Origin of the sequence: Streptomyces sp. NPDC001868, assembly GCF_040297125.1 — a bacterium.
Classification (GTDB): Bacteria; Actinomycetota; Actinomycetes; order Streptomycetales; family Streptomycetaceae; genus Streptomyces.
Map to the genome: position 1 here is coordinate 82,942 of NZ_JBEOYO010000036.1, position 11,195 is coordinate 94,136.

The following is an 11,195-nucleotide window of genomic DNA, read 5'->3' on the forward strand; positions in this document are numbered from 1 at the left end:
GCCGTGGATTCATGACCCTGGCGGTCCGAGTCATCCCCTGCCTGGACGTGGACAACGGCCGGGTCGTCAAGGGCGTCAACTTCCAGAACCTGCGCGACGCGGGCGACCCCGTCGAGATGGCGAAGGTGTACGACGCCGAGGGCGCCGACGAGCTGACGTTCCTGGACATCACCGCCTCGTCGGGCAACCGCGAGACGACGTACGACGTGGTGCGCCGCACCGCCGAGCAGGTCTTCATCCCGCTGACGGTCGGCGGCGGCGTCCGCACGGCCGAGGACGTGGACAAGCTGCTGCGGGCCGGCGCGGACAAGGTCGGCGTCAACACGGCGGCGATCGCCCGCCCCGACCTGATCCGCGAGATCGCCGAGCGCTTCGGCCGCCAGGTGCTGGTCCTGTCGGTGGACGCGCGCCGCACCCCTTCCCGCAGTGGCTCCGAAGGCTCCTTCGAGGTCACCACCCACGGCGGGCGCAAGGGCACCGGCATCGACGCCGTCGAGTGGGCCCACCGCGCAGCCGAGCTGGGCGCCGGCGAGATCCTGCTCAACTCGATGGACGCCGACGGCACCAAGGACGGCTACGACCTGGAGATGATCACCGCCGTCCGCAAGCACGTCACCGTCCCCGTCATCGCCTCCGGCGGCGCCGGCCGGCTGACGGACTTCCCCCCGGCCATCGAGGCGGGCGCCGACGCCGTCCTCGCCGCCTCCGTCTTCCACTTCGGCGACCTGCGCATCGGCGAGGTCAAGGACACCCTGCGGCAGGCGGGACACGCCGTGCGGTGACACACGGGCGCCCTTTGGGCCTTGAGGTAAGCCCCGGCCACCTGGTGGCCGGGGCTTACCTGTCTCACGGCACTCGTGGAGAGCGCCCGGCCTCAGATCCCCAGCTGCTTCGTCTCGTGCAGCTTGGTGATCGCCTCCTTCTCGCCCTCCAGTTCGACATCGGCGACCTGCTGGCGGCCGTAGAGGAACAGGAGCAGCTCGGCGGGCTCGCCGGTGACGGTGACGACGGGGGCGCCGCGGTGGGCCACCGCCGTCTGGCCGTCGGGGCGGCGCAGGACCAGGCCGGTGGGTGCGCCCCGGCCCATGAGGCGGGCGGTGCGCTCCAGACGGGACCAGAGGGCGTCCTGGAAGACATGGTCCAGCTCGCGCGGGGTCCAGTCGGGCCGGGCACGGCGGATGTCCTCGCTGTGGACGTAGAACTCGATCGTGTTCGACGCCTCGTCGATCTGCTTGAGGGAGAAGGGGGAGAAACGCGGCGGGCCGGTGCGGACGAGCTGGATCAGCTCCTCGTAGGGCTTCGCGGCGAACTCCTCCATCACCCGCTCCAGGCGCGACGCGAGCTGCTTGACGATGATGCCCCCGGCGGCATCGGGGCGACGCTCGCGCACCACCACGTGCGCGGCCAGGTCACGGGTCGTCCAGCCCTCGCACAGGGTGGGAGCCTCAGGGCCCGCGGTCTCCAACAGGTCGGCGAAGAGAAGCCGTTCACGCTTGGCATGGGTCGACATGCGGCCAGCCTACGACCGGGCCGACGCTCCGCCCAGCGCAGGGGGACACGGGCACGCGTCACCGTTCGTATGACAAGAGGGTCCGGCCTGTGGACAACGGGCGAGGCCGGTCCGCGCGGCGCGGCACAATGGCACGCATGACCAGCACGCCGTCCTCCAGCAGCCCCCTCGGTCCCGGAGCCCCCGCCGGCCCCGGCACGCCCAGCGCGCTGGACCCCGAGATCGCCGCGCGCCTCAAGCGCGGCGCCGACGGGCTCCTGCCCGCCATCGCCCAGCAGTACGACACCGGTGAGGTGCTCATGCTCGGCTGGATGGACGACGAGGCCCTGCACCGCACCCTCACCACCGGCCGCTGCACGTACTGGTCGCGCAGCCGCCGCGAGTACTGGGTGAAGGGCGACACCTCCGGCCACTTCCAGTGGGTGAAGTCCGTCGCCCTGGACTGCGACGCCGACACCCTCCTTGTCAAGGTCGACCAGATCGGCGCCGCCTGCCACACCGGCGCCCGCACCTGCTTCGACGAGGACGTCCTCAAGGCCGTCGAGGGCGGCGCCGATTCCGACGTACCGTCACTGGATCAGTAAGGTCAGCCGCCATGGACCTCGACACGTTCCGCAAGCTGGCCGGCGACCGCCGTGTCATCCCCGTCAGCCGCAAGCTCCTCGCCGACGGCGACACCCCGGTCGCGCTCTACCGCAAGCTCGCCGCCGAGCGCCCCGGCACCTTCCTGCTGGAGTCCGCGGAGAACGGCCGCTCGTGGTCCCGCTACTCCTTCGTGGGCGTCCGCAGCCACGCCACCCTCACCGCCCGCGACGGGCAGGCCCACTGGCTCGGCACCCCGCCCGTCGGCGTCCCCGTGGACGGCGACCCCCTCGCCGCCCTGCGCGCCACCATCGAGGCGCTGCACACCCCCCACCAGGAGGGCATGCCGCCCTTCACCGGCGGCATGGTCGGCTATCTCGGCTACGACATCGTGCGCCGCCTGGAGAAGATCGGCCCCGGCGAGCGCGACGACCTCAAGCTGCCCGAGCTGACCATGCTCCTGACCAGCGACCTGGCGGTCATGGACCACTGGGAGGGCTCGGTCCTGCTGATCGCCAACGCCATCAACCACAACGACCTGGACACAGGCGTCGACGAGGCCCACGCCGACGCCGTCGCCCGCCTCGACGCCATGCAGGCCGACCTCGCCCGGCCCGTCGCCCAGCCCCCGGCGGCCCTTCCGCCCTCCGAGCTGCCCGAGTACACGGCGCTGTGGGGCGGCCCCGACTTCCAGGAGGCCGTCGACGACATCAAGGAGCGCATCCGGGCCGGCGAGGCGTTCCAGGTCGTCCCCTCCCAGCGCTTCGAAACCCCGTGCACGGCGAGCGCGTTGGACGTCTACCGAGTCCTGAGGGCCACCAACCCGTCCCCGTACATGTACCTGTTCCGCTTCGACGGCTTCGACGTCGTCGGATCCTCCCCCGAGGCCCTGGTCAAGGTCGAGGACGGACAGGCCATGGTCCACCCCATCGCCGGCACCCGGCACCGGGGCGCCACCCCGCAGGAGGACCAGGCCCTCGCCGAGGAACTGCTCGCCGACCCCAAGGAGCGCGCCGAGCACCTGATGCTCGTCGACCTGGGCCGCAACGACCTGGGCCGGGTCTGCGAACCGGGCTCGGTGGAGGTCGTCGACTTCATGTCCGTCGAGCGGTACTCCCACGTGATGCACATCGTCTCCACCGTCACCGGCCGGGTCGCACCGGGCCGTACGGCCTTCGACGTCCTCACCGCCTGCTTCCCCGCCGGCACCCTCTCCGGCGCCCCGAAGCCCCGCGCGATGCAGATCATCGACGAGCTGGAGCCGTCCCGCCGCGGTCTGTACGGCGGCTGCGTCGGCTATCTCGACTTCGCGGGCGACTCCGACACCGCCATCGCCATCCGCACGGCCCTGCTGCGCGACGGCACGGCCTACGTCCAGGCCGGCGCGGGCATCGTCGCCGACTCCGACCCCGTCGCCGAGGACACCGAGTGCCGCAACAAGGCGGCGGCGGTGCTCCGCGCGGTGCACACGGCCAACCGATTGGGGCAGTAGGGCGCTTCTCACGTGAACCCCGGGTGACAACCCACCCGGGGCGCAGGCGATAGTGGGGTACGTGACCGCAGTACCTCACCCCCGTTCCGAACCCGTGGCCCTCCGCTCCGGCCGGCGCAGCCTCGCCGTGGCGCTGCTCAGCGGCGCCCTCGGCGCGGCCGTCGCGCTGCTCGCCAGCCGCCAGCGCTGGTCGGAGGGCACCATCTCGGTGGCCGGCGGCGACTTCCCGCTGACCGCCCAGGGCAGCGACGTCACCGGCGTGCCCGCCGCGCTCGCCGTGGTGGGCCTCGCCGCGCTCGTCGCCGTCTTCGCCGTACGCCGGTCCGGGCGCGTCCTGGTCGCCGCCCTGCTCGCCCTCTCCGGGGCGGGCACGGTCGCCGCCGCGCTGCTCGGCGCGTACGACAGCTCGGCGCTCGACGACAAGGCGGCCGAGGCCTCCGGCGACAACGCGGCGACCGTCGACACGCTCAGCCACACCGGCTGGCCGTACGTCGCGGCCGTCGGCGGCGCGCTCATCCTGCTCGCCGGGCTGCTCGCGCTCCGCTACGGACGGCTGTGGCCCGCGATGTCCGGCCGCTACGAACGCGACGGCACCCCCCGCCCCCGCAGGGCCAAGCCCCTGGACCCCGACCGTCCCGAGGACATGTGGAAGGCCCTGGACCGGGGCGAGGACCCGACGGGACCCGATCCGGCCTAGGCACACCGGCCGTACGAAGCCGGGAACGTGGGACGTACGAAGTCGGGAACGTGAGAGTGGACACCCCCGCTCAAGGCACTCGCATCCGTACGGGACAATGGACGACGAGCGTCCGACTCAGCACAGGCATCGAGCGACACGCATCGAGCACCACGCAATGAACAACGAGGAGCAAGTCATGGCGGGCAGCAGCCACGGTCACACCCCGGCCGCCTGGACCGGCGTCACCATCGCCTTCATCGGTTTCTGCGTCTCGGGCGCCTACATGGTGATGGCCCAGCCGCTGGGATTCTGGGCCGGCATGGTCATCACCGTCCTCGGTGGCGTCGTCGGCATGGTCATGCGGGCCATGGGCCTGGGCCAGCCGAAGGACGCGCACGCCGTGTACGAGACGGCGACGGTCCGCGCGCAGGCCTCGGCGACCCCCGAGCCGGCCGCCGCCAAGAGCTGACTTCCGCTGGAAGGGCGGCTCCGCGTCACCACCGCGGGGCCGCCCTTCGAGCGCGCGTACGGCCCGCGCGGGGCAGAATGCGGTGTGTGAACGCCGAGACCCAGCCGCCAGCGCCCCCACTCGCGTCCGCACCCGTGCCGCCACCTCCGACCGAGCCCCCACCCCCGACCGCGCGACCGTCGCGTGCCGGGCTCTGGGTGCCCGCCGGGGTGCTCGCGGCCGTCGGCGGGGCCTTCGCGTACGTCGCGGCCGTGGATCCCAACGAACCCGGCCACTACCCGGTCTGCCCGCTGTGGCGCTTCACCGGCCTCTACTGCCCCGGCTGCGGCGGTCTGCGCAGCGCGCACGCCTTCGCCCACGGGGACTTCGCGACCGCCCTCACCGACAACGCGCTGGCCGTGGCGGGCTTCCTGGGATTCGCGGTGCTGTGGACCGTTTGGGTGGTCCAGACGGTGCGCGGACGACCCCTGCGGCTCCGGCTCGGACCCGTGCCGATGTGGTCGCTCGGCGCGTTCGCGCTGGTCTTCACGGTTGTCCGGAACTTGCCGTTCGGTGGCTGGCTGCATCCTTGATCAAATGGTGAACGTCCAGGTAGTGGGACCGCCGTCAACCGGATGCGAGGCCTGCGCCCCGCTCCGGATACCATCACAGTGAACTGCCTGAACCCTGAGAACCGCTCGACTGTCAATACATGACGGTCAAACGTTGTCACTGATTTTTGCCGTTTCCACCGTTTCACCGTCTGAAAGGGGGCCGCTCGCGTGAGTGTGCTCGACGAGATCATCGACGGAGTCCGTGCCGACCTCGCGGAGCGGCAGGCGCGCGTCAGCCTCGACGAGCTCAAGGAGCGCGCGGCGAAGGCTCCGGCGGCCAAGGACGGCGTGGCCGCGCTGCGCGGCGACGGCGTCAAGGTGATCTGCGAGGTCAAGCGGTCCAGCCCCTCCAAGGGCGCGCTCGCCGCGATCGCCGACCCGGCCGGTCTGGCCGCCGACTACGAGGCGGGTGGCGCGGCGATCATCTCCGTCCTCACCGAACAGCGCCGCTTCGGCGGCTCGCTCGCCGACCTGGAGGCCGTCCGCGCCCGCGTGGACATCCCCGTCCTGCGCAAGGACTTCATCGTCACCTCGTACCAGCTGTGGGAGGCGCGGGCGTACGGCGCCGATGTCGTCCTGCTGATCGTCGCGGCCCTCGACCAGCCGGCGCTGGAGTCGCTGATCGAGCGCGCCGAGTCCATCGGGCTCACCCCGCTCGTCGAGGTCCACGACGAGGACGAGGTCGAACGCGCGGTCGACGCCGGTGCCCGGGTGATCGGGGTCAACGCCCGCAACCTCAAGACCCTCGAGGTCGACCGCACCACGTTCGAGCGGGTCGCCCCCGAGATCCCCGACTCGATCGTCAAGATCGCCGAGTCCGGCGTCCGGGGCCCGCACGACCTGATCGCCTACGCCAACGCCGGCGCCGACGCGGTCCTCGTGGGCGAGTCCCTCGTCACCGGCAAGGACCCCAAGACCGCCGTCGCCGACCTCGTCGCCGCGGGTGAGCACCCGGCGCTGCGGCACGGGCGGGGCTGACCCGGCCATGACCGACCGCGCCTTCGCCGCCGACCGGCCGGGTCCCGCCCCGGCCGGGGCGTCGGGGTGCGCGGGGGCCGCGGTGCCGGTCGGGGTGCCGGAGTGCGCGGAGGTCGCGGTGCCGGCCGGGGTCGCCCGCATGGGTGATCCGGGGCCGGTAGGCTGTGCCCCGATGTTCTCGATCACCATGACTCCCCGGGACCCCTACGCCCGCCTCGCGCGCGGGTGCCGTCCCCGTGGCTGCCGGGCGCCCGCCCGTCGGGTCCACGGGCGCCGGGTCCGTTATGTCATCGGTGACGAGCCGGGTCAGGTGAACGGCATGCGATGGCCCCGGACACGTGCGCGCCTGTCCCCTGCGGGCAGCTGAGCCGTCCCTCCCTATCTGTGCACTCCGGGTGTGTCGTCCCTGGCGTCGATGGGAGCGGTTCCTGCTGAGCGGTGGGCGGCGCGCGCACAGGTGATCACTATTCGCCACAGTCCGACCAACGACGGGGCTGTGCCCCTGTGAGGTAGCCGCATGTCCAGCGAGTTCTTCATTCCCGACCCCGAGGGTCAGGTTCCCAGCGCCGAGGGGTACTTCGGCGCGTTCGGCGGCAAGTTCATCCCGGAGGCGCTGGTCGCCGCCGTGGACGAGGTCGCCGTGGAGTACGACAAGGCGAAGCACGACCCCGAGTTCGCGCGCGAGCTCGACGATCTGCTCGTGAACTACACCGGGCGCCCCAGTTCGCTCACCGAGGTGCCCCGGTTCGCCGAGCACGCCGGCGGGGCGCGGGTGTTCCTCAAGCGCGAGGACCTGAACCACACCGGGTCCCACAAGATCAACAATGTGCTCGGGCAGGCCCTGCTCACCAAGCGCATGGGCAAGACCCGGGTCATCGCCGAGACGGGAGCGGGCCAGCACGGCGTCGCCACCGCCACGGCCTGCGCCCTCTTCGGGCTCGACTGCACGATCTACATGGGCGAGATCGACACCCAGCGGCAGGCCCTCAACGTGGCCCGGATGCGCATGCTGGGTGCCGAGGTCGTCGCCGTGAAGTCCGGCTCCCGGACCCTCAAGGACGCCATCAACGAGGCGTTCCGGGACTGGGTCGCCAACGTCGACCGTACGCACTACCTCTTCGGTACGGTCGCCGGGCCGCACCCCTTCCCCGCCATGGTCCGCGACTTCCACCGGGTCATCGGGGTCGAGGCACGCCGTCAGATCCTCGAACGCGCCGGGCGCCTCCCCGACGCCGCCGTCGCCTGTGTGGGCGGCGGGTCCAACGCCATCGGGCTCTTCCACGCCTTCATCCCCGACGCCGACGTACGCCTCATCGGCTGCGAACCCGCCGGGCACGGCATCGACACCGGTGAGCACGCGGCGACGCTGACCGCCGGTGAGCCGGGCATCCTGCACGGCTCGCGCTCGTACGTCCTCCAGGACGAGGAAGGCCAGATCACCGAGCCGTACTCGATCTCGGCGGGTCTGGACTACCCGGGCATCGGCCCCGAGCACGCGTACCTCAAGGACAGCGGCCGCGGCGAGTACCGCGCGGTCACCGACGACGCGGCCATGCAGGCACTGCGTCTGCTGTCGCGCACCGAGGGCATCATCCCGGCCATCGAGAGCGCCCACGCGCTCGCCGGCGCCCTGGAGGTCGGCCGGGAACTGGGCAAGGACGGGCTGATCGTCGTCAACCTGTCCGGGCGCGGCGACAAGGACATGGACACGGCCGCGCGCTACTTCGGCCTGTACGAGAGCGGTGCCGACGCCGAGGTCGCCGCCGACGCGGCCGATCTCGCGGAGATCGAGGGGGACGCCAAGTGAGCGGGAACATCCAGCTGTTGAGTGACACCCTCGCCGCCGCGAAGGCGGAGGGGCGGTCCGCGCTCATCGCCTATCTGCCGGCCGGGTTCCCGACCGTCGACGGCGGTATCGCCGCGATCAAGGCGGTCTTCGAGGGCGGCGCCGACGTCGTCGAGGTCGGGCTTCCGCACAGCGACCCGGTCCTGGACGGGCCCGTCATCCAGACCGCCGACGACATCGCCCTGCGCGGCGGCGTCAAGATCGCGGACGTGATGCGGACGGTCCGGGAGGCCTTCGAGGCCACGGGAAAGCCCGTACTCGTCATGACGTACTGGAACCCCATCGACCGCTACGGCGTCGAGCGCTTCACGGCCGAGCTCGCCGAGGCGGGCGGCGCGGGCTGCATCCTGCCCGACCTGCCCGTCCAGGAGTCGGCGCTGTGGAGGGAGCACGCGGACAAGCACGGCCTCGGCACGGTCTTCGTGGTCGCGCCCAGCAGCAAGGACGCCCGCCTCGCCGAGATCACCGCGGCGGGCAGCGGCTTCGTCTACGCCGCCTCGCTGATGGGTGTCACCGGCACCCGGGAGTCGGTGGGCGCGCAGGCCCAGGACCTGGTGGAGCGCACCCGGGCCACCGGTTCCGGCCTGCCGGTCTGCGTCGGCCTCGGCGTCTCCAACGCCGCGCAGGCAGCCGAGGTCGCCGGGTTCGCCGACGGGGTGATCGTCGGGTCCGCGTTCGTGAAGCTGATGCTGGACGCACCGGACGAGGCGGCCGGCCTGGACGCCGTACGGGCACTGGCGGGCGACCTCGCGAAGGGCGTACGCCGGGGCGCGTGATCGGGCGTGTGACCCCGGCGCGCGAAGGGGGCTCGTGACGTTCACCCGGTTGTCGTACGGGATCGCTGGACGTAACGGGCAATACGCTCACTCGAACGGGTGGAAGTGGGACCGGGGAGGCGCGGTGCGCCTTCCCGGTTCGTTCTGCGGGATGTGAGCGAGAAGAACCGTGAGGGAAAGCGCACCGCCCGTGAACGGCTGGCGGAGGAGCGCGAGAAGCAGAAGGCCGCCGAGAAGCGCCGTCGGGTGCTGATCGTGAGCGCCTCGGTGCTGGGCGTGCTGGGGCTGGCCGCCGTGATCGGCGTCGTGGCGGCGAACGCCGGCAAGGACGACGACGCCGACACAGCGGGCCCGGTCGTGGCGCCCTCGGGGGCGAACGGCGAGGACAGCCTCGCGATCCCCGTCGGGGACGCCGGCGCGAAGTCGACCCTCTCGGTGTGGGAGGACTTCCGCTGCCCGGCCTGCAAGTCCTTCGAGGACGCCTACCGGTCGACGATCCACGAGCTGACCGAGGCCGGAAAGCTGAAGGTCGAGTACCACCTCGCCACCCTGATCGACGGGAACATGGGCGGCAGCGGCTCCCGCAAGGCCGCCAACGCCGCCGCGTGCGCACAGAACGAGGGCAAGTTCCCCGCGTACCACGACGTGCTGTACCAGAACCAGCCGCCGGAGACGGAAGACACCTTCGCGAGCGAGGCCAAGCTCTTCGACCTGGCGAAGAAGGTCGAAGGACTGGACACCGCCGCCTTCCGCGCCTGCGTCGAGGACGGCAAGCACAACAGCTGGGTCGCCAAGTCGAACGAAGCGTTCCAGAAGGGCGGCTTCTCCGGCACCCCGAGTGTCTTCCTCAACGGCACCAACATCTACGCGGACCAGTCCATGACCCCCGCCAAGCTGAAGCAGATGGTGGAGGCGAGGGCCGCGGGATGAGCCGCGTGTGACTCCCGGGGCCACGGGGGGCCGTGGGGCGTCAAGGAAGTAGGGGTACGGCGTTATGGACCCGTTGCCGGGCTGCCCGCCGTCGGCCCGGCCCGGCAGGGTAGCGTCGACCCTGCCATGGAACTTGCCTACATTCCCAGCCCGTCGCGCGGGGTGCTGTACCTCGGTCCCGTCCCGCTGCGCGGCTACGCCTTCTGCATCATCATCGGTGTCTTCGTGGCCGTCTGGCTCGGCAACAAACGCTGGGTCGCGCGGGGCGGACAGGCCGGTACGGTCGCCGACATCGCGGTCTGGGCCGTGCCGTTCGGTCTGATCGGCGGGCGCCTCTACCACGTGATCACGGACTACGAGCTGTACTTCAGCGAGGGCCGTGACTGGGTGGACGCCTTCAAGATCTGGGAGGGCGGGCTCGGCATCTGGGGCGCGATCGCCCTCGGCGCGGTGGGCGCGTGGATCGGGTGCCGCCGACGTGGCATCCCGCTGCCCGCGTACGCCGACGCCGTCGCCCCCGGCATCGCCCTCGCGCAGGCGATCGGGCGGTGGGGCAACTGGTTCAACCAGGAGCTGTACGGCAAGCGGACGGATCTGCCGTGGGCCGTGGAGATCACGTCCTCCACGGACGGGCGGCTGCCGGGCACGTACCACCCGACCTTCCTCTACGAGTCGCTGTGGTGCGTCGGCGTCGCCGTCCTCGTCATCTGGGCCGACCGCCGCTTCAAGCTCGGGCACGGGCGGGCGTTCGCGCTGTACGTCGCCTCGTACTGCGCGGGGCGGTTCTGGATCGAGTACATGCGGGTCGACGAGGCCCACCACATCCTCGGGCTGCGCCTCAACAACTGGACCGCGCTGTTCGTCTTCATCCTCGCCGTGATCTACATCGTCCTGTCGGCCCGGAAGCGGCCGGGGCGGGAAGAGGTTGTCGAGCCGGGTGTCTCCGACGGGGACGGGGGCGACAACGCTGCCGCGGTGGACCTGGACAAGGACAACGACGGGAACTCGAAGTCGGCTGAGCCCTCGGGCGAGGCCGACGCGAAGGAAGAGAAGGATGCGGATGCCGCCTCCGACTCCGTGGTCGAGAAGAAGGCGGAGAAGGCCGAGACCGCCGAGAAGAGCTGACGTAGCGCTTCGGTTGCGGTGATCCGCCGCTCCGCGACGGATGTTCCCCACCCACCCACCCGCCCCTTCAGGGCGGGTGGGTTTTTGGGTTTCGGGGTGGAGGGGGAGACAGGCGGGGCGGGGGATTGAGGTCGTGGGGCGGGTGCGGGTGGGTGGGGGCTTCTCGCGCAGTTCCCCGCGCCCCACAAGGCAACGGCCCCTGCAGGCCCTAGAAA

General features: G+C 71.6%; 13 protein-coding genes. 12 read left to right on the forward strand and 1 reads right to left on the reverse strand.

What is annotated here, in order from left to right; all coding sequences use genetic code 11:
• Nucleotides 1-11 precede the first annotated feature (11 nt).
• A complete protein-coding gene (gene hisF, locus ABT147_RS32500; protein ID WP_351412855.1) occupies nt 12-782 on the forward strand; it encodes an imidazole glycerol phosphate synthase subunit HisF in 771 nt (256 codons plus the stop codon).
• Nucleotides 783-874: 92 nt separating this feature from the next.
• On the opposite strand, the gene ABT147_RS32505 is transcribed toward hisF, so the two are convergent.
• On the reverse strand, nt 875-1,510 hold the full coding sequence (locus tag ABT147_RS32505; protein WP_351412858.1) for a TIGR03085 family metal-binding protein: 636 nt from the start codon (nt 1,508-1,510) through the stop codon (nt 875-877).
• A 137-nt stretch (nt 1,511-1,647) separates the two neighbouring features.
• On the opposite strand from ABT147_RS32505, the gene hisI reads away from it, so the two are divergent.
• From hisI to lgt, 11 genes are all read left to right on the forward strand, one after another.
• Entirely contained in the window at nt 1,648-2,094 is a 447-nt protein-coding gene (gene hisI / locus ABT147_RS32510) for a phosphoribosyl-AMP cyclohydrolase (protein WP_351412860.1), read from the forward strand.
• An 11-nt stretch (nt 2,095-2,105) separates the two neighbouring features.
• A complete protein-coding gene (locus ABT147_RS32515; RefSeq protein ID WP_351412863.1) occupies nt 2,106-3,584 on the forward strand; it encodes an anthranilate synthase component I in 1,479 nt (492 codons plus the stop codon).
• 52 nt (nt 3,585-3,636) lie between these two features.
• A complete protein-coding gene (locus ABT147_RS32520) occupies nt 3,637-4,281 on the forward strand; it encodes a TIGR02234 family membrane protein (RefSeq protein ID WP_351412865.1) in 645 nt (214 codons plus the stop codon).
• Nucleotides 4,282-4,459: 178 nt separating this feature from the next.
• Nucleotides 4,460-4,732 (forward strand): HGxxPAAW family protein, encoded by a 273-nt coding sequence (locus ABT147_RS32525; protein WP_351412867.1) that lies wholly within the window; start codon nt 4,460-4,462, stop codon nt 4,730-4,732.
• Between the two features lie 77 nt (nt 4,733-4,809).
• The gene (locus tag ABT147_RS32530; RefSeq protein ID WP_351412869.1) at nt 4,810-5,304 is read left to right on the forward strand and encodes a DUF2752 domain-containing protein; all 495 of its coding nucleotides are present in this window, start codon (nt 4,810-4,812) and stop codon (nt 5,302-5,304) included.
• A 189-nt stretch (nt 5,305-5,493) separates the two neighbouring features.
• Entirely contained in the window at nt 5,494-6,303 is an 810-nt protein-coding gene (trpC, locus tag ABT147_RS32535) for an indole-3-glycerol phosphate synthase TrpC (protein WP_326583490.1), read from the forward strand.
• 172 nt (nt 6,304-6,475) lie between these two features.
• On the forward strand, nt 6,476-6,670 hold the full coding sequence (trpM, locus tag ABT147_RS32540) for a tryptophan biosynthesis modulator TrpM (RefSeq protein ID WP_351412886.1): 195 nt from the start codon (nt 6,476-6,478) through the stop codon (nt 6,668-6,670).
• A gap of 150 nt (nt 6,671-6,820) precedes the next feature.
• The gene (gene trpB / locus ABT147_RS32545; protein ID WP_351412871.1) at nt 6,821-8,110 is read left to right on the forward strand and encodes a tryptophan synthase subunit beta; all 1,290 of its coding nucleotides are present in this window, start codon (nt 6,821-6,823) and stop codon (nt 8,108-8,110) included.
• A complete protein-coding gene (gene trpA, locus ABT147_RS32550) occupies nt 8,107-8,925 on the forward strand; it encodes a tryptophan synthase subunit alpha (RefSeq protein WP_351412874.1) in 819 nt (272 codons plus the stop codon). The genes trpB and trpA overlap by 4 nt, the downstream gene beginning before the upstream one ends.
• A gap of 153 nt (nt 8,926-9,078) precedes the next feature.
• Entirely contained in the window at nt 9,079-9,855 is a 777-nt protein-coding gene (locus ABT147_RS32555; RefSeq protein ID WP_351412876.1) for a DsbA family protein, read from the forward strand.
• A gap of 126 nt (nt 9,856-9,981) precedes the next feature.
• Nucleotides 9,982-10,980, forward strand: a complete 999-nt coding sequence (lgt, locus tag ABT147_RS32560; RefSeq protein ID WP_351412878.1) for a prolipoprotein diacylglyceryl transferase — start codon at nt 9,982-9,984, stop codon at nt 10,978-10,980.
• Nucleotides 10,981-11,195: the final 215 nt, after the last annotated feature.

Coding starts and splice junctions, on each gene's coding strand:
- ABT147_RS32530 (WP_351412869.1), top strand. CDS start 4,810: ATGCGGTGTGTGAACGCCGAGACCCAGCCGCCAGCGCCCCCACTCGCG.
- lgt (WP_351412878.1), top strand. CDS start 9,982: ATGGAACTTGCCTACATTCCCAGCCCGTCGCGCGGGGTGCTGTACCTC.
- hisF (WP_351412855.1), top strand. CDS start 12: ATGACCCTGGCGGTCCGAGTCATCCCCTGCCTGGACGTGGACAACGGC.
- ABT147_RS32525 (WP_351412867.1), top strand. CDS start 4,460: ATGGCGGGCAGCAGCCACGGTCACACCCCGGCCGCCTGGACCGGCGTC.
- ABT147_RS32515 (WP_351412863.1), top strand. CDS start 2,106: ATGGACCTCGACACGTTCCGCAAGCTGGCCGGCGACCGCCGTGTCATC.
- trpM (WP_351412886.1), top strand. CDS start 6,476: ATGTTCTCGATCACCATGACTCCCCGGGACCCCTACGCCCGCCTCGCG.
- ABT147_RS32505 (WP_351412858.1), bottom strand. CDS start 1,510: ATGTCGACCCATGCCAAGCGTGAACGGCTTCTCTTCGCCGACCTGTTG.
- trpB (WP_351412871.1), top strand. CDS start 6,821: ATGTCCAGCGAGTTCTTCATTCCCGACCCCGAGGGTCAGGTTCCCAGC.
- hisI (WP_351412860.1), top strand. CDS start 1,648: ATGACCAGCACGCCGTCCTCCAGCAGCCCCCTCGGTCCCGGAGCCCCC.